Annotated in this window: 22 protein-coding genes; 9 read left to right on the top strand and 13 right to left on the bottom strand. The window is 54.6% G+C overall.

Annotated elements, in window-relative coordinates; all coding sequences use genetic code 11:
* Positions 1 to 42 precede the first annotated feature (42 nt).
* Positions 43 to 687, top strand: a complete 645-nt coding sequence (gene adk / locus AC534G_RS18850) for an adenylate kinase (RefSeq protein WP_003021773.1) — start codon at positions 43 to 45, stop codon at positions 685 to 687.
* Between the two features lie 181 nt (positions 688 to 868).
* The gene (hemH, locus tag AC534G_RS18845) at positions 869 to 1831 is read left to right on the top strand and encodes a ferrochelatase (RefSeq protein ID WP_038638369.1); all 963 of its coding nucleotides are present in this window, start codon (positions 869 to 871) and stop codon (positions 1829 to 1831) included.
* On the opposite strand, the gene aes is transcribed toward hemH, so the two are convergent.
* The gene (aes, locus tag AC534G_RS18840; RefSeq protein WP_110498624.1) at positions 1828 to 2787 is read right to left on the bottom strand and encodes an acetyl esterase; all 960 of its coding nucleotides are present in this window, start codon (positions 2785 to 2787) and stop codon (positions 1828 to 1830) included. The genes hemH and aes overlap by 4 nt on opposite strands.
* Before the next feature lie 151 nt (positions 2788 to 2938).
* On the opposite strand from aes, the gene gsk reads away from it, so the two are divergent.
* Positions 2939 to 4243, top strand: a complete 1305-nt coding sequence (gene gsk / locus AC534G_RS18835) for an inosine/guanosine kinase (RefSeq protein ID WP_038638375.1) — start codon at positions 2939 to 2941, stop codon at positions 4241 to 4243.
* A gap of 89 nt (positions 4244 to 4332) precedes the next feature.
* Here gsk and ybaL read toward each other — a convergent pair whose 3' ends face one another.
* Positions 4333 to 6012: a YbaL family putative K(+) efflux transporter gene (ybaL, locus tag AC534G_RS18830; protein WP_110498623.1), complete on the bottom strand. Its 1680-nt coding sequence runs from the start codon at positions 6010 to 6012 to the stop codon at positions 4333 to 4335.
* A gap of 225 nt (positions 6013 to 6237) precedes the next feature.
* A complete protein-coding gene (locus AC534G_RS18825) occupies positions 6238 to 7458 on the bottom strand; it encodes an MFS transporter (protein WP_038638381.1) in 1221 nt (406 codons plus the stop codon).
* Between the two features lie 174 nt (positions 7459 to 7632).
* Between AC534G_RS18825 and ushA the strand changes: the two genes are divergently transcribed.
* Complete coding sequence (gene ushA, locus AC534G_RS18820; RefSeq protein ID WP_110498622.1) at positions 7633 to 9285, top strand: bifunctional UDP-sugar hydrolase/5'-nucleotidase UshA; 1653 nt, start codon at positions 7633 to 7635, stop codon at positions 9283 to 9285.
* A gap of 93 nt (positions 9286 to 9378) precedes the next feature.
* On the opposite strand, the gene ybaK is transcribed toward ushA, so the two are convergent.
* From ybaK to copA, 3 genes are all read right to left on the bottom strand, one after another.
* A complete protein-coding gene (ybaK, locus tag AC534G_RS18815) occupies positions 9379 to 9858 on the bottom strand; it encodes a Cys-tRNA(Pro)/Cys-tRNA(Cys) deacylase YbaK (RefSeq protein ID WP_003831056.1) in 480 nt (159 codons plus the stop codon).
* A 202-nt stretch (positions 9859 to 10060) separates the two neighbouring features.
* Complete coding sequence (locus AC534G_RS18810) at positions 10061 to 10855, bottom strand: TraB/GumN family protein (RefSeq protein WP_069323976.1); 795 nt, start codon at positions 10853 to 10855, stop codon at positions 10061 to 10063.
* Positions 10856 to 10955: 100 nt separating this feature from the next.
* Positions 10956 to 13457, bottom strand: a complete 2502-nt coding sequence (copA, locus tag AC534G_RS18805) for a copper-exporting P-type ATPase CopA (protein ID WP_069323977.1) — start codon at positions 13455 to 13457, stop codon at positions 10956 to 10958.
* Between the two features lie 109 nt (positions 13458 to 13566).
* On the opposite strand from copA, the gene cueR reads away from it, so the two are divergent.
* The gene (cueR, locus tag AC534G_RS18800) at positions 13567 to 13977 is read left to right on the top strand and encodes a Cu(I)-responsive transcriptional regulator (protein WP_069323978.1); all 411 of its coding nucleotides are present in this window, start codon (positions 13567 to 13569) and stop codon (positions 13975 to 13977) included.
* Here cueR and AC534G_RS18795 read toward each other — a convergent pair.
* Genes AC534G_RS18795 through AC534G_RS18780 form a run of 4 tightly spaced genes read right to left on the bottom strand, consistent with a single transcriptional unit; the run spans position 13974 to position 18197 of the window.
* Positions 13974 to 14690, bottom strand: a complete 717-nt coding sequence (locus tag AC534G_RS18795) for a DUF3142 domain-containing protein (RefSeq protein ID WP_110498620.1) — start codon at positions 14688 to 14690, stop codon at positions 13974 to 13976. The two genes, cueR and AC534G_RS18795, sit on opposite strands and share 4 nt — an antisense overlap.
* Complete coding sequence (locus AC534G_RS18790) at positions 14660 to 16804, bottom strand: PA5441 family protein (protein WP_110498619.1); 2145 nt, start codon at positions 16802 to 16804, stop codon at positions 14660 to 14662. The genes AC534G_RS18795 and AC534G_RS18790 overlap by 31 nt, the downstream gene beginning before the upstream one ends.
* A gap of 20 nt (positions 16805 to 16824) precedes the next feature.
* Positions 16825 to 17283, bottom strand: a complete 459-nt coding sequence (locus tag AC534G_RS18785) for an NfeD family protein (RefSeq protein ID WP_085047615.1) — start codon at positions 17281 to 17283, stop codon at positions 16825 to 16827.
* Positions 17280 to 18197: an SPFH domain-containing protein gene (locus AC534G_RS18780; protein WP_003831073.1), complete on the bottom strand. Its 918-nt coding sequence runs from the start codon at positions 18195 to 18197 to the stop codon at positions 17280 to 17282. The genes AC534G_RS18785 and AC534G_RS18780 overlap by 4 nt, the downstream gene beginning before the upstream one ends.
* A gap of 402 nt (positions 18198 to 18599) precedes the next feature.
* On the opposite strand from AC534G_RS18780, the gene fetA reads away from it, so the two are divergent.
* Positions 18600 to 19277, top strand: coding sequence for an iron efflux ABC transporter ATP-binding subunit FetA (gene fetA / locus AC534G_RS18775; protein ID WP_110498618.1), 678 nt, complete (start codon positions 18600 to 18602; stop codon positions 19275 to 19277).
* Entirely contained in the window at positions 19264 to 20043 is a 780-nt protein-coding gene (gene fetB / locus AC534G_RS18770) for an iron efflux ABC transporter permease subunit FetB (protein WP_038638405.1), read from the top strand. Before fetA ends, fetB begins: the two co-directional genes overlap by 14 nt.
* A 78-nt stretch (positions 20044 to 20121) precedes the next feature.
* Here fetB and AC534G_RS18765 read toward each other — a convergent pair whose 3' ends face one another.
* The 3 genes from AC534G_RS18765 to tesA all read right to left on the bottom strand — a co-directional run bounded on the left by AC534G_RS18765 (position 20122) and on the right by tesA (position 22586).
* Positions 20122 to 20976, bottom strand: a complete 855-nt coding sequence (locus tag AC534G_RS18765; protein WP_069323982.1) for a co-chaperone YbbN — start codon at positions 20974 to 20976, stop codon at positions 20122 to 20124.
* 58 nt (positions 20977 to 21034) lie between these two features.
* A complete protein-coding gene (locus AC534G_RS18760) occupies positions 21035 to 21805 on the bottom strand; it encodes an SDR family oxidoreductase (RefSeq protein ID WP_069323983.1) in 771 nt (256 codons plus the stop codon).
* 163 nt (positions 21806 to 21968) lie between these two features.
* Entirely contained in the window at positions 21969 to 22586 is a 618-nt protein-coding gene (tesA, locus tag AC534G_RS18755) for a multifunctional acyl-CoA thioesterase I/protease I/lysophospholipase L1 (RefSeq protein ID WP_087051704.1), read from the bottom strand.
* On the opposite strand from tesA, the gene ybbA reads away from it, so the two are divergent.
* Positions 22554 to 23240, top strand: coding sequence for a putative ABC transporter ATP-binding protein YbbA (ybbA, locus tag AC534G_RS18750; protein ID WP_079938336.1), 687 nt, complete (start codon positions 22554 to 22556; stop codon positions 23238 to 23240). The genes tesA and ybbA overlap by 33 nt on opposite strands.
* Positions 23237 to 25651, top strand: coding sequence for a putative ABC transporter permease subunit YbbP (gene ybbP / locus AC534G_RS18745; RefSeq protein ID WP_038638413.1), 2415 nt, complete (start codon positions 23237 to 23239; stop codon positions 25649 to 25651). Before ybbA ends, ybbP begins: the two co-directional genes overlap by 4 nt.
* Positions 25652 to 25662 lie beyond the last annotated feature (11 nt).

Genomic DNA, 25662 nt, shown 5'->3' with positions numbered 1-25662 from the left:
GCTTTTTAAAAAATATCGACAACCTTTAAGGGGATTTTCGTAATGCGTATCATTCTGCTTGGCGCTCCGGGCGCGGGTAAAGGAACTCAGGCTCAGTTCATCATGGAGAAGTATGGTATTCCGCAAATCTCCACCGGTGATATGCTGCGTGCCGCCGTGAAATCTGGCTCCGAGCTGGGCAAACAAGCGAAAGACATCATGGACGCCGGTAAGCTGGTGACTGATGAGCTGGTGATCGCGCTGGTAAAAGAGCGTATTGCTCAGGAAGACTGCCGTAATGGTTTCCTGCTCGATGGCTTCCCGCGTACTATTCCGCAGGCTGACGCCATGAAAGAAGCAGGCATCAACGTCGACTACGTTCTGGAGTTCGACGTACCTGACGAGCTGATCGTTGACCGTATCGTGGGTCGTCGCGTACACGCTGCTTCTGGCCGCGTTTACCACATCAAATTCAACCCGCCTAAGGTTGAAGGTAAAGACGACGTAACCGGCGAAGAGCTGACCACCCGTAAAGACGATCAGGAAGAGACCGTACGTAAGCGCCTGGTGGAATACCATCAGATGACCGCGCCGCTGATCGGCTACTACTCTAAAGAAGCGCAGGCGGGTAACACCAAATACGCGAAAGTTGATGGCACTCAGGCTGTTGCTGACGTGCGCGCAGCGCTGGAAAAAATCCTCGGTTAAGTTTTAGCGCAGTCAATGCCGGATGGCGGTGTAAACACCTTATCCGGCCTATGATTTTTTTGTAGGCCAGATAAGCGCAGCGCCATCGGGCAAATTCACATCTTACCTCTCGCAGCAATTAGTTCTTCTTCATCACTTTTCCGCTACAATTATCAACAATTTGAATCGATAAGAGGCGGTAATGCGTCAGACGAAAACCGGTATCCTGCTGGCAAACCTTGGCACCCCCGATGCCCCCACTCCTGAAGCTGTTAAACGCTACCTGCGCCAGTTTTTAAGCGATCAACGTGTAGTTGATACTTCCCGCCTGCTGTGGTGGCCGTTGCTGCGTGGGGTGATCCTGCCGCTGCGTGCGCCACGCGTGGCAAAGCTATACCAGTCAATCTGGATGGAAGAGGGTTCGCCGCTGATGGTCTACAGCAAGGCACAACAGCAGGCGCTGGCACAACGCCTGCCCAATACGCCTGTTGCGCTGGGCATGAGCTATGGTTCGCCTTCGCTTGAAAGCGCAGTCGACGAACTGCTGGCAAGTGGCGTTGAACACATTGTCGTGTTACCCCTGTATCCGCAATATTCCTGTTCGACGGTGGCGGCGGTGTGGGATGAACTCGCGCGCATCCTGGCGCGTAAACGCGGTATTCCCGGCGTCTCCTTTATTCGTGATTACGCCGATGACAGCGCTTATATTGACGCGCTGGCAAAAAGTGCCCGTGACTCCTTCGCCAAACACGGCGAACCCGATTTACTGCTGCTCTCCTACCACGGGATTCCACAGCGTTACGCCGACGAAGGCGACGACTACCCGCAGCGCTGTCGCGATACGACGCGTGAGCTGGTCTCTGCGCTTGGCCTGCCGCCGGAAAAAGTGATGATGACCTTCCAGTCGCGTTTTGGTCGCGAACCGTGGCTGACGCCGTATACCGACGAAACGTTAAAAATGCTGGCGGAGAAAGGGACCCGACATATCCAGGTTATGTGTCCGGGCTTTGCGGCAGATTGCCTTGAAACGCTGGAAGAGATCGCGGTGCAAAACCGGGAGATTTTCCTCGAGGCTGGCGGCCAGCAATATGAGTATATTCCGGCGCTGAACGCCACACCGGAACATATCGAAATGATGGTTAAACTGACCGCAGCCTATCGTTAAAGTTGTGCTTTGAAGTAACGCGCGCCCTCCCGCAAGGCATCGTCGGCGGTTTTCATCATCCGCGAGTAGTGCAGGAAGGCGTGCAGCGTGCCGGGGTACATTTTGTACTGGCAGGGCTGCTGATGTGCCTGTAGCGTCTGAAATAATAAGCGGCTGTCGTCAATCAACGGATCGAACTCCGCGCCGGCGATATAACATGGCGGCACGTCGCGCGTCAGGTCGTTATTGAATAAGCAATAATACGGCGACTCGCGATCGTCGGCGCTACGCAGGTACGCGTTTTCGTACATCTGCAGATCCTCCCGCGATAAACCATCCCACGCTCCGCCCATCAGCCGTCGGCTGGGCGAATCCCGCAGGCCGTAAAGTCCATACCACAGCAATATGCCAGCGACTTTGCCGCAGGCAATCTGTTTGTCCCGCAGCCACAACGCGCTGGCAAGCGCCAGCATCGCGCCAGCGGAATCACCGGCAAAACCAATATGATCCACATTCAAAGAATAGTCGCCCGCGTGTTGGTGATAATACTGACAGACGGCGACAATCTCCTCGATGGCTTGTGGGAAACGAGCCTCCGGCGAGAGAGAATAGTCGATGCCAATTACCGTGCACTGCGTGTAAAGCGCCAGTAAGCGCATAATGCGATCGTGAGTATCAAGATTACCAAGAATGAAACCGCCGCCGTGCAGATAATACAGCGTGGCCTGGCTATGGGGTTGCGGAGAATAAATTCGCGTGGCAACGGGGCCGCGCGCGGTAGAAATGACGCATTCTCGGGTATTCATCTGCGGGGCATCGGCATTCCACAATTGCCGTTCGTGGATATAGTGTTGGCGCTGGGCCACGATGTCATCGGCGGCGGGCCAGGGCGGCAGATCGTCGCGATGAAAATTCACCACGGTTTTCATTTCGTCTGAAATTCTGTCGAGTACGGGGATCTTATTTTCCGGCTTCATAAACGCTCCTTGTGAAGGTGATTTATTGTAGAAATCCCCCCCGTATAAACTGCGATCCCATCGTCCGATATTGAAACTCAGCGCCGCATCGCATGCGTACAGGGGAATGTGCTACCATGCACCGCTCAGCTAATCACCCGTAAAATCGACCATGAAATTTCCCGGTAAACGTAAATCCAAACACTATTTTCCTGTCAGCGCGCGCGATCCGTTGCTGCAACAGATTCAGCCTGAAAATGAAACCAGCGCAGCCTGGGTGGTGGGTATCGACCAGACGCTGGTAGATATTGAAGCCAAAGTTAATGATGACTTTGTAAAGCGTTATGGATTAAGCGCCGGGCACTCTCTGGTGATTACAGACGATGTCGCCGAAGCGCTCTACCAGGAACTGGTACGTGACAATTTGATCACTCATCAGTTTGCCGGTGGAACTATCGGTAACACGATGCACAACTACTCCGTGCTGGCAGATGACCGCTCGGTGCTGTTGGGCGTGATGTGCAGCAATATCGAGATTGGTAGCTACGCGTACCGTTATTTATGTAATACCTCCAGCCGTACCGATCTGAACTACCTGCAGGGCGTTAATGGACCGATTGGTCGCTGCTTTACGCTGATTGGCGAATCCGGTGAGCGCACGTTCGCTATCAGCCCCGGACATATGAATAAGCTGCGGGCGGATAGCATCCCGGAGGCGGTTATTGCCGGGGCCTCCGCGCTGGTGCTGACCTCCTATCTGGTGCGTTGCGAACCGGGCGAGCCGATGCCGGAAGCGACCATGAAGGCGATTGAATATGCCAAAAAACACAATGTGCCGGTGGTCCTGACGCTGGGTACCAAATTTGTTATTGCCGATAACCCACAGTGGTGGCAGGCATTCCTGAAAGAGCATGTCTCCATTCTGGCGATGAATGAAGAAGAGGCCGAAGCGCTGACCGGCGAGAACGATCCGCTGCTGGCGTCCGACAAAGCGCTGGATTGGGTGGATCTGGTGCTGTGCACTGCGGGTCCGGCAGGTCTGTATATGGCGGGCTTTACGGAAGAGGAAGCCAAACGTAAAACCCAGCATCCGCTGCTGCCAGGGGCTATTGCCGAATTCAACCAGTATGAATTCAGCCGCGCCATGCGCCATAAAGATTGTACTAATCCGCTGCGCGTGTATTCGCACATCGCACCGTATATGGGCGGGCCTGAAAAGATCATGAACACCAACGGCGCTGGCGACGGCGCGCTGGCGGCATTGCTGCATGATATTACCGCCAACAGCTACCACCGCAGCAACGTGCCTAACTCCAGCAAGCACAAGTTCACCTGGCTGACCTATTCGTCGTTAGCCCAGGTATGTAAATATGCTAATCGCGTGAGTTATCAGGTGCTGAATCAACATTCACCACGCCTGACGCGCGGTTTGCCAGAGCGTGAAGACAGTCTCGAAGAGTCGTACTGGGACCGCTGAGTTCTTGCCCGATAGCGCTGCGCTTATCGGGCCTACTCTGGTGTGGGAATACGTAGGCCGGATGGTGTAGCGCCATCCGGCACGTAATATTAACTGGCAGTAGCAACGTCACCGGCAGGTGGCGTTTCAATCAGCTCCAGCATAGTGCGGGCGATTTCACGCTCGCCCATGACGACCTGACTGGCCCCGCGGTCGGTAATATATTCCACTTCATCGTCATAATGCGCGCGGGCGATAATCTCAATCGACGGGCACTTTTCGCGAGCGGAAGCGACGATTTCACCAGCTTCATAGCCGTTTGGAATTGTCAGCAGCAGCCAGCGCGCGCAATCCAGATGCGCCAGATTCATTATCTCTTCGTTGGCGGCATTTCCCAGCACCGCGCGGATCCCGCGCTCACGCAGTTCATCCACCCGCGTACGTGAGGTTTCGATAACCACCAGCGGAATCCCGGCAGCCATCAATTTTTCGCCCAGCAGACTCCCGACGCGGCCAAAGCCTACCAGCAGGGCGTGATTGCAGATATCCACCGGAATTTGTTTCTCTTCTTCGATGGCTTCTTCCAGCGTCTGCTCTTCCAGCGTTTCGGTTTTCGCGAGATATTTTTCTAACACCGCGAACAGTACCGGATTGAGCATAATCGACAGAATAGCTCCCGCCAGCACCAGGTTTTGCCCTGCCTGCGGTAACAGGTTTAGCGCCATTCCCAGACCCGCCAGGATGAAGGCAAACTCACCAATCTGCGCCAGGCTGGTGGCAATGGTGAGCGCTGTACGTTGGGAGTGGCCAAACAGGCGCACGAGGAAATAGGCGGCAACGGATTTACCAAAGACGATAATCGCCAGCGTGCCCAGTACCGCCAGCGGTTGCTGGATCAAGATTAACGGATCAAACAGCATCCCAACGGATACAAAGAACAATACGGCGAACGCATCGCGCAACGGCAGGGTGTCATGCGCCGCACGGTGGCTCAGTTCGGATTCGTTCAGCACCATGCCAGCGAAGAACGCGCCCAGAGCAAAGGAGACATCGAACAATTCCACTGCGCCAAACGCGATGCCTAACGCCAGGGCAAGGACTGACAGAGTAAACAGCTCTCGTGAACCGGTGGCGGCGCTACGCGCCATGATCCACGGTACCAGGCGACGGCCAACCAGCATCATAATGGCGATAAACGCCACCACTTTACCAATGGTAATGCCCATATCGACGGCCAGCGATGCAAAGCCGACATCTTCTTTTTCCAGCATTCCGGCGACGGCGGGCAGAAGAACCAGCGTCAGCACCATCATCAGATCTTCAACAATCAGCCAGCCTATAGCAATTTGCCCGCGCTGGCTGTCAATAAGCTGCCGTTCCTCAAGCGCACGCAGTAGCACTACGGTACTGGCGGTTGAAAGACACAGTCCAAAGACGATACCCACCATTAGCGACCAGCCCATCACCGCTGAAAGCGCCATACCCAGTAGCGTCGCCACAGCTATCTGGGCAATCGCGCCGGGAATGGCGATGGACTTTACCGCCATCAAATCCTTCAAGGAAAAGTGTAGCCCCACGCCGAACATCAGCAGAATTACGCCAAGCTCCGCCAGTTCAGGCGCGAGTTTGGTATCAGCAACAAAACCAGGTGTAAATGGACCGGCCAGAACGCCCGCTAACAGATATCCCACCAGAGGAGAAATACGTAGTTTATTGGCAATCATGCCTAATATAAAAGCGAGCACAAGGCCGCCGACAATGGTGGTGATAAGCGGGGTGGCGTGATGCATTCCGTCTCCTTTGGTTGCTGTGTTGATCCTGAAAACCTAAATTCCGAGTAATAGTTTATGACAATTTTAATGTTTATGTTTATGAATAATTATTGAATTTTGATGAAAACGGGATTTTAGACGTAAAAAAGCACGGATCGGAAAACTACAGGGGTATGCGGGGAGTAAAGGCTGATGGTCTCTGTAAGTGAAGACGGCCAAAGTTTACTTTTGGCCGTCAGAAAATCAGGCTTTATGTCGGTTATCAGGTAAGAATATGGTCAGTATCCCCAGAAGAGGCAGGAAAGCACATATTTTATAGACCAAATCAATACTGGTATGGTCAGCAATCAGCCCTAAAACCGCGGCTCCCAAGCCGCCCATGCCAAAGGCAAACCCGAAAAATAGCCCAGAAACCATGCCGATACGACCCGGAAGCAGCTCCTGCGCGTAGACCAGAATGGCAGAAAAGGCAGATGCGAGGATAAAACCAATGATCACGGTTAAAATCCCGGTCCATTCCAGAGTTGCATAGGGTAAAACGAGGGTAAATGGCGCTACGCCGAGGATAGAGCCCCAAATAACATATTTTCTGCCAATCTTATCACCTAACGGTCCACCAATTACGGTCCCAGCCGCAACGGCAAACAGGAAGGCAAACAGATGAAACTGAGCGTTTTGTACCGATAATCCGAATTTTTGCATCAGATAAAAGGTGTAATAGCTGCTGATGCTCGCCATATAGAAGTATTTGGAGAAAATCAGCACCAGCAGAATGCTAACCGCCAGTACCACTTTATTACGCGGTAATGGATTAACAACAGTGACTTTCGGTTTTCCTTTGCTCATCCGATGCTGCGCGGCATACCAACGGCTGATTTGCGCCAGAACCACAATCGCTAATAACGCGGCCAACACAAACCAGGCTACATTACCTTTACCATATGGCGCGATGATGACAGCCGCCAGCAAGGGCCCGAGAGAGCTACCGAAGTTGCCGCCAACCTGGAAAATTGACTGGGCGAGGCCATGACGACCGCCGGAAGCCATGCGCGCCACGCGGGATGACTCCGGGTGAAACACCGATGAACCCGTACCGACCAGCGCCGCGGCGAGTAATACCATATGGAAACTGCCTGCCATGGCCAGCAATACGAGCCCGCTTAGCGTGAAGCACATACCAATAGGCAGCGACCACGGCATTGGATATTTGTCCGTCCAGTAGCCGACAACCGGCTGAAGCAGCGAGGAGGCGAGCTGGAAGGTTAGCGTAATCATCCCGATCTGCATAAACGTCAGCGAGAACTCTGACTGCAAGAGCGGGTAAATCGCCAGGATCAGCGACTGGATCATATCGTTTAGCAGATGAGAGAGACTGATCGCCCCTAAAATGCCAAATGAGGTGCGTGCTTTAGCAACCGACGCTGACGCGCCAGCCACTGGCGGGGTTGGTTCACTTATTGCCATAGAAAGTCACTTCTGTTTGGGTTGCGATTATGAGGGTAATCTATTTTGTTATTATTACCTGCCTAACATACCTGCGGAAGGTGTTTGAAGGAAGTCTCATTTCTGAAAACATTTTCGACTATTATTTCATATCATTGTAATTTCAGTCGTTGATTTTGGCTCAGGGAGAGAAATATGAAGTTTTTAAAGCGGGGCGTGGCGCTGGCGTTATTCGCCGCATTTGCGCTGGCAGGTCAGCCTGCGCAGGCGTACGAAAAAGATAAAACCTACAAAATTACCATTCTGCATACCAACGATCATCACGGCCACTTCTGGCGCAGTGAATATGGGGAATACGGGCTGGCGGCGCAAAAAACGCTGGTGGATGGTATTCGTAAAGAGGTGGCGGAAGAAGGGGGAAGCCTGCTGCTGCTTTCCGGCGGCGATATTAACACCGGCGTACCGGAATCCGATCTTCAGGATGCGGAACCTGATTTTCGCGGCATGAACCTGATTGGCTATGACGCGATGGCGGTTGGCAATCACGAATTTGATAACCCGCTAACCGTGCTGCGCCAGCAGGAAAAATGGTCCAAATTCCCGTTTCTCTCGGCCAATATCTATCAGAAAAGCACCGGCGAGCGGTTGTTTAAGCCGTGGGCCATCTTTAAGCGTCAGGATTTAAAAATTGCCGTACTCGGTTTAACCACTGACGATACGGCGAAAATTGGTAACCCGGAATTTTTCACCGATATCGAATTCCGTAAATCTGCCGATGAAGCCAAACTGGTCATCCAGGAACTCAATATGGGTGAAAAGCCAGACATCATTATTGCGACCACCCATATGGGTCATTATGACAACGGCAATCACGGCTCGAACGCCCCTGGCGACGTAGAGATGGCGCGTAGCCTGCCGGCGGGTTCGCTGGCAATGATTGTGGGTGGTCACTCACAGGATCCGGTGTGTATGGCCTCGGAAAACAAGAAGCAGGTTGATTACGTACCGGGCACGCCGTGCGCGCCAGATAAGCAAAATGGCATCTGGATTGTGCAAGCGCATGAGTGGGGGAAATACGTGGGCCGGGCGGATTTTGAGTTTCGTAACGGCGAAATGAAAATGGTGAACTACCAGCTCATCCCCGTCAACCTGAAGAAAAAAGTGACCTGGGATAACGGTAAAAGTGAGCGCGTACTCTACACCCCGGAAATTGCTGAGAATCAGCAAATGCTCTCGCTGCTGACGCCATTCCAGAATAAAGGTAAAGCGCAACTGGACGTGAAGATTGGTAGCGTCAATGCGCGCCTCGAAGGTGACCGTAGCAAAGTTCGTTTCGTACAGACCAATATGGGGCACCTGCTGTTGGCTGCGCAAATGGCGCGGACCAGCGCTGACTTTGGCGTGATGAGCGGTGGCGGTATTCGTGATTCCATTGAAGGCGGCGATATTACCTATAAGAGCGTGCTGAAGGTGCAGCCGTTCGGCAATATTGTGGTGTATGCCGACATGAGCGGGAAAGAGGTGATTGACTACCTGACCGCCGTGGCGCAAATGAAGCCGGACTCCGGGGCCTATCCGCAGTTTGCCAACGTCAGCTTCGTGGCGAAAGACGGTAAACTTAACGATCTGAAAATCAAAGGCGAACCGGTTGACCTGGCTAAAACTTATCGCATGGCAACGCTGAGCTTCAACGCCACCGGCGGCGATGGTTATCCGCGAATTGATAACAAGCCAGGCTATGTGAATACCGGGTTTATCGATGCGGAAGTGCTGAAAGAGTACGTGCAGAAAAACTCACCGCTGGATGCCAGTGCGTATGAGCCGAAGGGCGAGGTGAGCTGGCAGTAACAGGGCGGAATGCCGGATGGCGGTGCGGCCTACAGGTCAGTGCGGTTTGTAGGCCTTAAAGCTGCGGCCATCAGGCCTACATTCTACAATCGCTTAATCCCGGCGGGCTATGTCGGCGAACTTCGCATCCAGAATTTTCGCCAGATCGCCCGCTGCCAGTTCGATATCCAGCCCGCGTTTGCCACCGGAGACATAAATGGTGTCAAACGTTTGGGCTGGGGCGTCGATGAGTGTCGGCAATCTTTTTTTCTGTCCCAGTGGGCTGATACCGCCTACCAGATACCCCGTTGTTCGCTGCGCAACCATTGGATCGGCCATATCGACCTTTTTGGCCCCTAACGCTTTGGCGACTTTCTTAAGATCCAATTGACCCGCCACCGGCGTGACGGCAACGGCCAGATGCTTCATATCGCCATTTACGGCAACCAGCAGCGTTTTGTAAACCTGGTCTGCATTCAGACCTAACTTGCGTACTACTTCGTCACCAAAGTTTGTTTCGGACGGATCGTGATCGTAGGTGTGGATCTGGAAAGAAATTTTGTTTTTTTCGAGTAATTTAACGGCGGGTGTCATAGCAATTTTTCCTGGCCCAGACAAAATACGAGACAAGCATACGCCTGATGGTGGTCTAAAAAATAGTACCATCTTGCGCAATAGTATTGGCAGGATGATGACTTTGAGCGACAATCGACCTACACCGATGCTTTAAGCACCGGGATCATAATAATGATGAAATTCCTCTTTGACGGGCCAATAGAAATATTGGCCATTTTTTTTACCGTAACATCTCCGGCAAATTGCCTTCTCCGTACAGATGCAGTGCGCCTACGGCCACCACATAATGGCCGGCTGGCATCGCCCTGAGTCGATCGCGCCAGGCGACATTGCGCTGATGCATCAATACGTCATATAACGACTGGCTGAAAGTATTAGGAAGCGTCAATTCGCTATCGCGCGGCGGCGTTTTAAGCCACCAGCCCATCATTTGTTGCAACAACCTGGCGTTGGTATGCCAGTGCGTCAGGGTATCATCCAGAAGAGCCTGGCCATTATCGGGTAACTGGCATAGCAGCTCGATTTGACTGGATGAACCTTCCAGCTCGATCACCGGTTTGTGAGCCTGTTTTGCCGCTTTCAGCAGTTGGTAATCAATCCCGTATTCCGCCCGCAACCCCAACTGTTGTGCCTGCGTCGCCTGTAATACCATGGCTATTTGCCATAAAGGTTGTGTCGATAACAGGGAAGGGGAAATGCCCAATTCACTGGTGACTTTACGCAGATTATCTAATTGTTCTTCACTGATGCGTTCTTCCAGGGCGGCAAAGGTCGGAAGATTAGCAAATGGCGCGTCATCGCCGGAAACATCGGCTTCGACAATCAGCGCATCAGCACGATTGAGCTTTTTGAGTAATTTGGCAGGCAGAGGCGCCATATCACGGCTACCCATGTGAATACTGCCAATCAGATGAAAATGGCGGTTGCCGGGTAAAGAGATATCAATGGCGGGCCAGGTATAGTGGTTGCCGCGCAGTGCAGACCATAATGTTTTTACCCGGTATAACAAATCCATACGACCTCCCTAAGTGGACTTCCATGCTAGCGCGTGGTCCGGGAAGGTGCAACGCGTGAATTGCCGGATAGCGCGGTTGATAGCGCTATCCGGCAAAGGCTTACTCTTTCGGTTTGAAGCGTAGCAGACGGTTAGCGTTGCTTACTACGGTAATGGAGGAGAGTGCCATCGCTGCGCCGGCAACCACCGGGTTGAGCAGCGTTCCGGTGAACGGCCACAGGATCCCGGCAGCAACGGGGATACCGATGCTATTATAGATAAACGCGCCGAGCAGGTTCTGCTTCATGTTGCGCAGCGTTGCCCGTGAGATAGACAGCGCATCCGCAACGCCCATCAGGCTATGACGCATCAGCGTAATCGCGGCGGTTTCAATCGCCACATCGCTGCCGCCACCCATGGCAATCCCTACATCGGCCTGCGCCAGCGCAGGCGCATCGTTGATACCGTCACCGACCATGGCAACCTGACGTCCCTGGCTTTGCAGACGCTTAATCGCCTCGGCTTTGCCGTCCGGCAGAACGCCCGCAATCACCTCATCAATACCTGCCTCTTTGGCAATGGCGTTGGCGGTCGTTGGGTTATCACCGGTGAGCATCACCAGACGATATCCGGCGCGGTGCAGGCGCTGGAGCGCCGCCACGCTGTCGCTACGCAGTGGATCGCGCACCGCTAACAGCGCCGCCGCTTTACCGTCAATCGCCAGCAGTACCGGCGTTGTCCCTTGGGAGGCTTGAGCGGTAATCTCAGCTTCCATTTCAGTGGTATCTACCTGCTGTTCATTGAGCAGCGCCTGGTTTCCCAGCAGCAGCATGTGACCTTCCGTTTCGCCACTGACGCCCAAACCGCGCAGCGTACGGAACCCGTTGACCTGCGGCAACGTGACATCACCGGCTTTGTCCAGAATCGCCCTGGCCAGCGGGTGACTGGAACCCTGTTCAAGGGCCGCAGCCAGGCGAATCGCCAGCGCTTCATCGGTATTGCCAAACGTTTTGATGGCGACAACCTGTGGCTTACCTTCAGTCAGCGTCCCGGTTTTATCAAACACAATGGTATCGAGCGTACTGGCGCGCTGCAGCGCATCGGCATCGCGTACCAGGACCCCAAACTCAGCGGCGCGCCCAACACCGGAAATAATCGACATTGGCGTCGCCAGGCCCAGTGCACAAGGGCAGGCAATAATCAGAACGGTGGTGGCAATCACCAGCGTATAGACAATTTGTGGCGCCGGTCCGAAGAAATACCAGATAGCTGCGCTAACCAGCGCAATAACGACCACCACAGGAACGAATACCGAGGAGATGCGGTCAGCCAGTTTGCCAATCTCCGGTTTACTGCTTTGCGCCTGGCGCACCATGCGAATAATGCGCGACAGCGTGGTATGGCTGCCTACGGCGCTGGCGCGGAATAGCACGCTGCCGTCCTGTACGACCGTACCGGCGTGGACGCTATCGCCTTCGCCTTTTTGTTGCGGGATCGGCTCCCCGGTCAGCATGGCTTCATCCAGCCAGGCTTCGCCCTGAGTGATTTCGCCATCGACCGGAACCCGGTCGCCGGTGGTCAGGCGCAGCAACATTCCCGCCTGAACGTCAGCCAGCGGCACACTCTTTTCACCTTCATCGGTGACGACGCGTGCGGTTGGCGGTGTCAGATCGAGCAGTTTTTCCAGCGCTTTGGAGGAGCGTTGGCGAGCCCGCGCTTCCAGCATATGTCCGAGGTTAATCAGACCGATAATCATCGCACTGGCTTCATAATAAAGGTGTCGCGCTTCCATCGGAAACCACTGCGGCCAGAGGTTGACGCTCATGGAATAGAGCCATGCCACCCCCGTACCCAGCGCCACCAGCGTATCCATGGTCGCGGTGCCATTCATCAGGCTTTTCCACGCATTGCGGTAAAAGTGACCGCCAGCGAAAACCATCACGGCAAGCGTTGCCAGACCAATCGCCAGCCACAGGCTGCGGTTGTCGTCACTCACCATCATGTTATCGCCAATCATTCCCCACACCATGACCGGTATACCCAGCAGCAGCGCGACGGCTGCCTGCCAGCGAAAACGTTTCATGGTCGCAACGGCGGTTTCCTGCTGGCGCTCGCGGCGCTTCGCGTCATCTTCTATAGCTTCAGCGCCGTAGCCCGCTTTTTCCACCGCCTGCACTAAATCTGCGGCGGACGCACTGCCCATTACCAGCGCAGTACGTTCCGCCAGGTTTACCCGTGCCTGGGTGACGCCGGGTACGCTTTGCAGAGCATTTTGTACGCGGGTCACACAACTGGCGCAGCTCATGCCGTTTAACAGCAACTGTTGGCTGTCATCATCAGCCGTAGCTGCCGGAAGCTCGGAAGGGACCGCTGCCAGTGCTTCCGACGGGATTGATGACTCCGTCAGCGGTTTAGCCTTTGGGTGGCTTAACTCCGCGCCGTAACCGGCTTGTTTGATGGTTTCAATCAGCGCTTGTGCACTGGCGCTCCCGGTGATGTGCGCTTCAGTCACAGTGACATCCGCTTGCTCAACGTCCGGGCGTTGCTCCAGACTCTCTTTAACGCGTTTTACGCAGTGACCGCAGGACAGGCCGTCCAGGGTTAGATCGATTGTTTGAGACATAACTAATTTCCTCTATGAATGGTCGGTTACTTATTGACCTTGGCAATCGTTTTGACTAACTGTTATAAAGGTTAAACCTTCCATCAAGGGGAAGGTCAAGGGAGAAGAGATGAATATATCCGATGTTGCTAAAAAAACCGGTTTAACCAGCAAAGCGATACGCTTTTATGAAGAAAAAGGGTTAGTGACGCCGCCGCTGCGTAGCGAAAATGGCTATCGCACATACAACCAACAGCATCTGAATGAACTGACGCTGCTGCGTCAGGCGCGGCAGGTTGGTTTTAACCTGGAAGAGTGCGGTGAGCTGGTAAACCTGTTTAACGATCCGGCGCGTCACAGCGCGGACGTAAAAAAACGCACATTAGAAAAAGTCGCGGACATCGAGCGGCATATCAGCGAGCTACAGGCCATGCGCCTGCATTTACTGGCGCTGGCGGAGAGTTGCCCTGGCGATGACAGCGCCGAATGCCCGATCATGGATAATCTTTCTGGCTGCTGTCATCACAAAGCGAAGGTTTAACGGCGAGGGGGATTAAGCATAAACACCACCGTACCGCGGTACCACGGGGATTTCTCCAGCTGCGCTTCAGCCTGCCGATCCCGGCTACCGTTTTGCACCAGTCCCAGCTTAAATGGAATGCGCAGGCGGCTGAGCGCGGGCAGATACGCCTGGTAATTCGGCACTGTGCGCCGTCCCTGATAGCTCTGCACTACCAGTTCATCAACCGCCAGCGCGTTCAATGTGGCGACGTCGCCCGTTTTGGCCCAATCCAGTAGTCCGGTCACGCCAAGCGCAAACTCGGCCGGTAGCTGATGGCGTAGCTGCTGTAGAAAACGGGCGTAATCGGTTAGCTGGTGGGTCGCCGCGTCAAAATCAACCTGCAGGCCGATGACGTGATTACCAGCGTTCTGCCAGCGTTGCATCAGCCGTATGATACGGGCAGGAATCACCTCCGGTACGTCGAGCGTGGTAAAGCGGACCGTCAGCCAGATTGAGGGAAAAGTCAGTCGACTGACCGGCAGTCCCAGGCGCTGGAAAACCACGTTACCCGACCGAACCAGCACCTCACCCTGATGCAGATAGACCGTTTGCGCGTTTTTCAGCTCGTCACTGGCTTTCACTCCGGACCACAGCCAGAAGGCCGGATGGTCACGCGCGGCGACGATATCCGCCGCCTGTGCCTGGCCCACCAGTAGCGCGGTTACCAGTAATATTTGAGTTTTTGCGCCCACGGGCTTCCCGGATACTGCGTTTTCAGTTGGGTGAACCAGCCCTTACGCTGCAGTTTATCCACGTCTTCACCGCCACATTCGTTAGAGCCAGATGGCGCATAGCACATGATGGCGCGATACAGTGCGAAGCTCTTATCTTCGACTTCCGCGGTGGGTGAGGTGATTATCTGCTGATAGTAGCTTTGCCTGTCGAACTGGCCAAACGGCTCCTTACGAGAAATTGCGGCTTCAAGCACATCGTTGCCGGTGCTGTTTTTCCACAGATCAACATGCGTTTGCGTGGTACGGAAAAATTCACCTAAACAGTTCAGCGCGTGGGCATCATCCGCTTTTTTGCTCAGGACCGTTACCGTTTCATTGAGGCTGCGGCAGGTGTAACCGGCCTGAGCCGCATCGCCGTTCCAGTCAAAAGTGCTCAGGTTGACGTCGTTAAACGCCTCGTCAATGACCGGCGGCGTGATGTCGCTGACAAGCTTTTTATCGTTTAACCAGTCGCCAAAACGATTCTCGGTAAGATCCCGTACCAGCAGCGTATGCAGGGCGATGGTACGCTCTTCGTTATTGGGCCCATGGACGGCCTGCTGGCGCAGTTGTTCCAGTGTGGCCTGCGTTTTCAGCACCTGCGAGCGAAAGCGCAGGTTGGTCACCGCGCTTTCCGGGGCGAAGATTGCCGCTACGTCACCGCTATAAACCAGCGTGGCGGCGAGCTTAGCCTGTACATACTGCCGCTGTTCGTTGTCCTGGCTGAGAGTCAGCAACTGCGGCCAGAAATCACGCGCCGCGGCCCAATTCTTCTGGCCCATCAGCGCTTCGCCGTACAGCACCTGTTCGCTGAAGGCCAGCGTATCGCGCGGTGCCAGTTTTTGCGCTGGCGCGACCGCCTGGATAATCGCCGCATAGTTGCCCGTCGCCAGCCACAGATTCAGTTGCAGATCGCGCCACAGCGGCAGTTTTTGGCTCTGCTCAAACACCGGCTTGCTGGCGTCGAGTTGCGCCTGGGTCAGCGTGGGTTTGTTATCGCTATTCAGACGCAGCGCGCGTAACAGTTCGATGTAGCTGACTCGCGGCGCATCGGGGAAGGCTTCCAGCACGGATTGCTCGTAGAACGCCATGCCGTAGACATTATCGTATTCGATGACAATTTTACGCAGCTGCTGCGCGTCAGCCGCTTGCTGGATCGTCTGCTCATACAACCCGGCCAGTTGCGGCCACGCCTGTAAATACCAGTTAATACGACGCAACATACCGCGGGTGGAGTCGGCGTATTGCCCCTGCGGAAAGCGTTGCAAATAGGCTTGCGCCAGAATCTGAGCCTGAGAGGCGTCCTCGCGGTTAATTTTAGCGATGTCAAAATCGCCATATTCGCCCACGCTGTTCTGACTGCTCTTGTTCAGCGCCGTACGCATCAGCATGTATTGCGCGGTCTCCGCCAGCCACGGGCGATCGCTCTTAGCGAGCTGAGTGAAATCCCGTTCGGCACTGGCATAATCACCCGCATAGAAGCTGGCGGCTGCCGCGAGATAACTTTTGTAGTGTTGAGCTGGCGAATCCGCCGGGAGAGTGGCGAGAGATGACTCAATCTGTTCACGGGTCGCGTCAGAGTACAGCCCCATACGCGCTTGCGCTAAGGCCTGGCGTTGCTCTGCTGTTAACGCGGCATCGGCCAGCAGTGCGGCAAAATACTGGCTGACGCTCTCGGTATTATTCGAAACATGACGGTTCTCATGCTCAGCGTCGTTGAGATTGGCTTCATCCGCATTAATGTTCAGCTCGGCCATCTGTCGGGAGAGGGGGCTATCTTCAGCGGATACCGGGGCAGAGGCTGGTTGTGGGGCTGTTTCATCCCACTGCGGGTGATACGCAAAATAGAAATCGCGGGAGCGGGTGATATCTTCAGGCATCGACTGCACGGGCAGATCAAAAGCTTTTTCCTGGCTCAGCAGTCGCAGCAGGTTGTCGCGGCTGTCGTTTTCCGGGTTAAAGGTCGGCGTTCCTTTCAGCAGGCAGCTGTCGTCGCTCCATTTGCAGTCTTCCATATCGAAGGAGGCAAATGCCTGAGGCGCGCCAGCCAGCAAAGAACAAAGGGCAACGGCGAGAGACGTCTTCCTGATCATAGTCTGAATTCCTGTCTATTTTAGTGTGGTACCGCTTTGATAATCAGGGTAATTCCCTCAACGGCAATGACTTCAACCTGCGTTCCCGCGCTCAAATCGTCGCGGGCGCTGACGGGCCACGAACTGTCGCCGACGCGCATATGTCCGCGACCATTGACCAGGGCGCTTTCCAGAATAAATCGACGGCCAACCAACTGCTGACCGCGCTGGTTAAGATGGCTGTCGGCGGGTTTCTGCTCTTTCACGCGTTTTGCCAGCCACTTCCACCACAGCCAGGCCGCCAGCAGCGTGAGTACAGCAAACATCGCTCCCTGCCACGCCCAGTCGAGCGGGACGAGCCAAACTACCAGTCCGGTTAGCACCGCTGCTACGCCGCTCCATAGCAAATAACCGTTGCCGCCCAGCATCTCGGCGGCGAGCAACAGACCGCCGAGGCTAAGCCAGAAGATGTGCGGATGTACCAGAATCATCGCTATCATGATTTTTTCCGCTCGCTGGCGCTGTCCTTAACCAGTTCCGCGATCCCGGCAATCGAACCCATCAGGCTGCTGGCATCCAGCGGCATCATCACCACTTTGCTGTTATTCGACGAACCGATATGCTGCAACGCTTCGGTGTATTTCTGCGCCACGAAGTAGTTCACGGCCTGGATATCCCCGGCGGCAATGGCTTCAGAAACCATCTGCGTTGCGCGGGCTTCTGCTTCCGCGGAACGTTCACGCGCTTCAGCCTGTAAAAACGCGGACTGACGTTCACCTTCCGCTATCAGGATTTTCGACTGCTTCTCACCCTCCGCCTTGACGATTTCCGCCTGGCGGATACCTTCTGCTTCCAGAATGTAGGCGCGCTTGGTACGTTCGGCTTTCATCTGCGCGTTCATGGCGTCAATCAGTTCCGCCGGTGGGCGCACGTCACGAATCTCAATACGGGTGATTTTGATGCCCCAGGGATTGGTGGCCTCATCAACAATATGCAGCAGGCGCGTGTTGATGTTGTCACGCTGGGAGAGCATTTCATCAAGCTCCATCGAGCCGAGAACGGTACGAATGTTGGTCATGGTCAGGTTGATGATTGCCAGTTCGAGGTTACTGACTTCATATGCCGCTTTTGGCGCGTCGATCACCTGAATAAAGCACACAGCATCAATCGAGACGTTGGCGTTATCTTTGGAGATGACTTCCTGAGAGGGGATATCAAGCACCTGCTCCATCATGTTGATCTTACGACCAATACGATCCATGAACGGCACAACAAGGCTTAACCCAGGTTGCAGAGTTTTGGTGTAACGTCCGAAACGTTCCACCGTCCACTGGTATCCCTGTGGGACGATTTTGACGCCTGCGCCGACGATGACCAGCGCGACAAAAATAAGAATAGGAATAAAAATGAGCATTGATGAAACCTCCTGTTGTGCTGTCCTTTACTGCTTCATTAGTCAAATTATACCCGATTAATCAAGGTGGCTCCCCTATAATAAATTACAGGAATATACCCTTCATACTTCAAGCTGCATGTGCGTTAGCTACGTTATTCGGCCCATCCTTGGGCCTCGCCCCTGCGGGGCCGCTGTAAGCAGCGTTCAAATCTGCTCCCGGCAGATTTGTCGTTCACTCCAGTCACAGAGTTAGCTATGCTCCTGGAGATTAATGAGGGACATCCATGTCCCTCACCGAAGGCCAGCCTTTGGCTGTTCAAATTCGTTCCTGACGAATTTGTCACTCACTTGCCGCCTTCATGCAACTCGAATTATTTTGGGTATAGACTGTCTGCACGAAAGAGGAAAAAAGGATCGATAATGGAAGAAAGCAGCATTTTGCTTCAGTTGAAAAATGTCGCATGGCAGGCAGGGGCGACGCAGGTTCTCAATAACATCTGTTTTAATCTCGATGCCGGAGAATTTAAGCTGATTACCGGCCAGTCCGGCTGCGGTAAAAGTACGTTACTGAAGATAGTGGCGTCGTTAATTAGCCCGAGTTCCGGTGAAATCCTTTTTGAGGGCAAGGAGATATCAACGCTAAAGCCTGAAGCTTATCGCCAGCAGGTCTCTTATTGCGCGCAAACGCCCGCTTTGTTTGGTGACACCGTCTACGACAACCTCATTTTTCCCTGGCAAATTCGCGATAAACGCCCGGAACCGGATATATTTCTGGAAGACCTGGCCCGTTTTGAGTTGCCCGAGAGTATCCTCAAAAAAGGGATCAATGAACTGTCCGGCGGGGAAAAACAGCGCGTCTCGTTAATTCGTAATTTGCAGTTTCTGCCTAAAATCCTGCTGCTTGATGAAATCACCAGCGCGCTGGATGAGTCCAACAAACGTAACGTGAATGAATTAATTCACCACTATGTTCGCGACAAGAAAATTGCCGTGCTGTGGGTGACGCACGATAAAGATGAGATTAATCACGCGGATAATGTCATAACTCTTCAACCGCACGCCGGAGAAATGCAGGAAGTCAGCAATGAACGAGCATAATATTACCAATGAATCACTGGCGTTAGCGATGATGCTGGTGGTGGTCGCCATACTGATCAGTAACAAAGAAAAGCTGGCGCTGGAAAAAGATATTCTCTGGAGCGTTTGCCGGGCGGTGGTTCAGCTTATTATCGTCGGCTATGTGCTGAAATATATTTTCGGCGTCAATCACAGCATTCTGACCTTATTAATGGTGCTGTTTATCTGTTTTAACGCCGCCTATAACGCGCAAAAACGCAGTAAATATATTGATAACGCTTTTCTCTCGTCGTTTATTGCCATTACGGTTGGGGCGGGGTTGACGCTGTCGGTACTGGTGTTGTCCGGCTCTATCGAGTTCACGCCGATGCAGGTGATCCCAATTTCCGGGATGATTGCAGGCAATGCGATGGTGGCGGTGGGGCTGTGTTACAACAATCTGGGGCAGCGGTTTAACAGTGAACAGCAGCAAATCCAGGAAAAGCTCAGCCTCGGCGCGACGCCGAAGGTTGCTTCCGCGCCGCTGATTCGCGACAGCATTCGCGCCTCGCTGATCCCGACGATCGATTCCGCCAAAACCGTGGGGTTGGTGAGTTTACCGGGGATGATGTCTGGGTTGATTTTTGCCGGTATTGACCCGGTAAAAGCGATTAAGTATCAGATTATGGTGACGTTTATGCTGCTTTCGACCGCCAGCCTGTCAACCATTATTGCCTGCTACCTGACCTATCGGAAGTTCTATAATTCACGCCACCAATTAGTCGTAACGCATTTGAAGAAGACGTGATGTGATGCCGGAGGGCGCGGTATTTGTCGAATTTCCAGGCCCGATAGGCGCAAGCGCCATCGGGCAAAATCAAACGGATTAGTACAGCAGCGCGTACAACTGGCGGCGGTATTTCGAGGCCAGCGCATCGCCGGTTCCCAGCGCGGCAAGGATCTCCTGGAAGGTCTTACGCGCCTGACCGTCGGCAGCGGTAAGATCTTTCTTCAGGTGGCTGAACAGCAATTCCAGCGATTCTTCGTTACGTCCGACCTGATGGAGTTGAATGGCCAATTGCGTGGCCAGCGCGGCATCCTGCGGGTTGCTGGCAACCTGTTGCTGCAACTGTTGGATTTCCGGCGTATCCGCCGCCTGCTTCAGCAGTTCAATCTGTGCCATCAGTCCCTGATAACGGGTATCCTGATCTTGTAACGGAATCGTTTTCAGCACCGCTTCGGCATCGTCAGAACGATTGAGGGCGATTTGCGTTTCCGCCAGCAGCAGGCCGATTTCGCTGCTCTGGTTGGAGATTTGCCAGGCTTCTTTCAGCAGCGGCAGCGCATCCGCGTGATTACCGGCTTCGATAAACTCGATAGCCTGGCGTGCTTTCAGCTCTTCTTCGCTCGGCAGCACTTTCTCCAGCAGCGCGCGAATAACCTCTTCTGGCTGCGGACCCTGGAAGCCATCTACCGGCTGACCGTTCTGGAACAGATAAACCGTTGGGATCGCGCGCAGTCCAAACTGGGAGGCGATCATCTGTTCCGCGTCGCAGTCGAGCTTAGCGAGAATAAACTGACCATTATACTGGGCGGCAAGGCTCTCCAGCACCGGCGTTAATTGCAGGCAATGCTGGCTGCGCTCAGACCAAAAATAGAACAGGACCGGCGTGGTCATCGACTGTTCAAGGGTCTGCTGCAGGTTCGATTCATTAATATTAACAATATTCTGTGTGGACATGGAGTTACTCTCTTTTGTCGATTTCTTGTTACATGGGGGCTGACGCGCGAGCTTCAACTCAACCCTGTAAAATTTTGTCCATTATGCGGCCTGGCAGCAGGCGTTTAAGCAGCATAACGGCCCAGGTCACCAGCGTAACCGGATAACGTAGCTTCGGTTTGTCGCTTTCGAACGCGTGACGCACTTTGGCGACAACCGCTTGTGGTCCCAGCGTAAACCGCGCGGCAATGCCGGGATTTTCCACGGGGGCATCGCTTTGTGTCTGGTTGACGTTTTCGGTAAAACGGGTGCGGATGGGGCCCGGTTCAATCAGGCTGACCTTAATCCCACTGTGACGCAGCTCCATACGCAGCGCGTCGGACCAGGCTTCCAGCGCATATTTACTGGCGGCATAGGCGCCACGTCCCGGTGTGGAGATCAATCCCATTACCGAGGAGGTCATCACGATGCGTCCTTCGCCGTGAGGTAGCATGGCGGGCAACAGGCGCATGGTAAGCTGATGCGCGCCAAAAAAGTTGGCGGAAAACTGCTGCTCCATCTGCTCGCGGCTAATCGTGGGCAGTGGGCCGTAGACGCCGTATCCGGCGTTGTTAAAGATCCCATATAAACGATTATCGGTCAGGGCGATCACCTCATCGGCGGCGCGATCCACGCTTTCGGGTGAATCCAGATCCAGCAATACGCCGGTGAATCCCATGCTGTTCATACGCGCGACATCGTCAGGTTTGCGGCAGCCGGCCAGAATTTGAAAACCCTGGCGCTTTAGCTCAAGTGCGCTTTCCAGGCCGATTCCGCTGGAACATCCTGTTATTAAGACCGATTTTTGCATAACTTTACCTGTCAGGATCTCCGTTGTTTTACGAGTCGTGATTTACTATATCCGTCATACTTCAAGTTGTCTGTGCGTTGGCTACGCTCGCTCATCCCAGTCACATAGTTATCTATGCTCCAGGGAACTCTCTCACTTGCCGCCTTCATACAACTCGAATTATTTAGGATAGAAAAGGAGTGAGATGTTGCGCCATCCAGTCGGCAATAAACGGCTGGGCGTCACGATTAGGGTGAATACCATCATCCTGCATCCACTGGGGTTTCAGATAAACCTCTTCCATAAAAAAGGGCAGCAGAGGGATATCAAACTCTTTGGCGAGCTTTGGATAAATCGCGCTAAAGGTTTCATTATAACGGCGACCGTAGTTTGCCGGCAGACGAATTTGCATCAATAGCGGTTCGGCATTTGCCGCTTTCACGTCCTGCAGGATCGTGCGCAGGGTTTGCTCGGTTTGCGCAGGCGCAAAGCCACGCAGGCCATCGTTGCCGCCAAGTTCGACCAGTACCCAACGCGGCTGGTGCTGCTTGAGTAATGCAGGCAGACGGGCCAGGCCCTGCTGCGAGGTGTCGCCGCTAATGCTGGCATTCACCACCGGCGTTTTGGTTTGCCATTTATCATTAAGTAGCGCAGGCCATGCGGCGCTGGCGGACATACGGTATCCGGCGCTCAGGCTGTCACCCAGAATTAATAACGTGTCCGCAGCGGCGGCGCGGAAAGTTAACAGGACCAGGAACAGGAAAGGCCAATGCCAGCGGAAAACATTGTTGAAGTTCATCATCTTAAGAAATCCGTCGGTCAGGGTGATCATGAGCTATCCATCCTTACCGGAGTTGAACTGGTTGTCAAACGCGCCGAGACCATTGCGCTGATTGGCGAGTCGGGATCGGGGAAATCCACGCTGCTGGCGATCCTCGCCGGGCTGGACGATGGTTCCAGCGGTGAAGTGAGTCTGGTGGGGCAGGCGCTACATACCATGGATGAAGAAGCCCGGGCGCAGCTGCGGGCAAGACATGTGGGATTCGTTTTCCAGTCGTTCATGTTAATCCCGACCCTGAACGCGCTGGAAAACGTCGAACTGCCCGCGCTGCTGCGTGGCGAAAATAGTGGTAAAAGCCGCGACGGGGCCAAAACGTTGCTGGAGCAACTTGGGCTGGGAAAACGTCTGGATCATCTTCCGGCCCAGCTTTCCGGCGGGGAGCAGCAGCGCGTGGCGCTGGCACGGGCCTTTAACGGGCGTCCGGATGTGCTGTTTGCCGATGAGCCGACGGGCAACCTCGATCGCCAGACCGGAGACAAAATTGCCGACCTGTTGTTTTCTCTGAACCGGGAACACGGCACCACCCTGATTCTGGTGACGCATGACCCGCAGCTGGCGGCGCGTTGCGATCGGCGCTTACGTCTGGTGAATGGACAGTTGCAGGAGGAGGCATGATTGCCCGTTGGTTCTGGCGCGAATGGCGCTCGCCTTCATTACTGATTGTCTGGCTGGCGCTGAGCCTGGCGGTAGCCTGCGTACTGGCGCTGGGCAACATCAGCGACCGTATGGAAAAAGGGCTGAGCCAGCAAAGCCGCGAGTTTATGGCGGGAGATCGCGCGCTGCAAAGTTCACGTACCGTGCCGAAAGCGTGGATTGACGAGGCGCGGCAGCGGGGGTTGAAAGTCGGCGAGCAGCTGACTTTCGCGACCATGACTTTTGCCCGTGACACGCCGCAACTGGCGAACGTCAAAGCGGTAGATGATGTGTATCCGATGTACGGCACGTTGCAGACCAATCCGCCGGGGCTGAAACCGCAGCCGGGTTTGGTGCTGCTGGCCCCACGCCTGATGGCGCTGCTTAATCTAAAAATCGGTGATTCCATTGACGTCGGAGACGCCACGCTGCGTATCGCCGGCGAGGTGGTGCAGGAGCCAGATTCCGGTTTTAATCCGTTCCAGATAGCGCCGCGCCTGATGATGAGCATGGCGGATGTCGAAAAAACGGCGGCGGTCCAGCCGGGAAGCCGCGTGACATGGCGCTATAAATTTGGCGGAACGCCGCAGCAACTGGACGCGTACGAAAAATGGCTGTTGCCGCAGCTAAAGCCTGAACAGCGCTGGTACGGGCTGGAGCAGGATGAAGGCGCGCTGGGGAAATCACTTGAACGTTCACAACAGTTTCTGCTGCTGTCGGCGCTGTTAACGCTGCTGCTGGCGGTCGCTGCGGTTGCTGTGGCGATGAGCCATTATTGCCGCAGCCGTTACGATCTGGTGGCTATCCTGAAAACCCTCGGCGCGGGCAGAGCGCAACTGCGTAGGCTGATTGTTGGTCAATGGCTGATGGTGCTGGCGTTGTCTGGCGTGACCGGTGGGCTTTTCGGGCTGTTGTTTGAGCACGCGCTGGTGGTGTTACTCAGGCCGGTCCTGCCCGGCGATCTGCCGCCCGCCAGCCCCTGGCCGTGGCTGTGGGCCTTAGGCACCATGACGGTAATTTCGCTGTTGGTAGGGTTGCGTCCTTATCGGCTACTGCTGGCGACGCAGCCGCTACGTGTGTTACGCCGTGACGTGGTGGCAAACGTCTGGCCGCTGAAGTTTTATTTGCCGGTGGTATTGGTTGTTGTGGTCGTCCTGCTCGCTGGACTGATGGGCGGAAGCCTGCTGTTATGGGCTGTGCTGGCCGGTGCGGTAGTACTGGCGCTGGTGTGCGGCGTACTCGGTTGGATGCTGCTTAACGTGCTGCGTGGTCTGACGCTCACCTCGCTGCCGTTGCGTTTAGCGGTCAGTCGACTGTTGCGCCAGCCGTGGTCAACGCTCAGTCAACTGTCGGCATTTTCACTTTCCTTTATGCTGCTGGCGCTGCTGCTGGTGCTGCGCGGCGATCTGCTCGATCGCTGGCAGCAGCAAATGCCGCCGGAAAGTCCAAATTATTTCTTGATCAACATTGCCAGTGAGCAGGTTGTACCGCTGAAGTCATTCCTGTCGGAACATCAGGTGATCCCGGACTCGTTCTATCCCATTGTACGTGCGCGTCTGACAGCCATTAATGATAAGCCGACCGAAGGAAATCAGGATGAGGCGCTTAACCGCGAACTTAATCTGACCTGGCAGGATACCCGCCCGGATCATAACCCGATAACTGCCGGAAGCTGGCCGCCAAAAGCGGGTGAAGTGTCGATGGAAGAAGGGCTGGCGAAGCGGCTAAACGTGAAGCTCGGCGATCGGGTGACCTTTATGGGCGATACCCAGGATTTCAGCGCCACGGTCAGCAGCCTGCGTAAAGTGGACTGGGAAAGCCTGCGGCCTAACTTCTTCTTTATTTTCCCTTCCGGGGCGCTGGACGATCAGCCCCAGAGCTGGTTAACCAGCTTTCGTTGGGAGAACGGCAACGGCATGTTGACGCAGCTTAACCGCGAATTCCCGACCATCAGCCTGCTGGATATTGGCGCCATCCTCAAACAGGTGGGCCAGGTGCTGGAGCAGGTAAGTAGAGCGCTGGAAGTGATGGTGGTGCTGGTTACCGCCTGCGGCATGTTGTTGCTGTTGGCGCAGGTTCAGGTGGGGATGCGTCAACGTCATCAGGAACTGGTGGTCTGGCGCACGCTGGGAGCAGGCAAGAAATTGCTGCGTACCACGCTGTGGTGCGAGTTCGCTATGCTCGGGATGGTCGCCGGGCTGGTGGCGGCCATCGGTGCGGAAACCGCGCTGGCTGTATTGCAAACCCGCGTATTTGACTTCCCGTGGGAGCCAGACTGGCGGCTGTGGGTTGTGCTGCCGCTTTGTGGGGCATTGCTCCTCTCTTTATGCGGCGGATGGCTCGGTTCACGACTGCTTAAAGGTAAAGCGCTGTTCCGTCAGTTCAGTAATTAATTCCTGCCAGT

It is taken from the genome of Citrobacter sp. CRE-46 (genome assembly GCF_059615875.1).
This window is presented reverse-complemented; position numbering and strand designations above follow the sequence as displayed.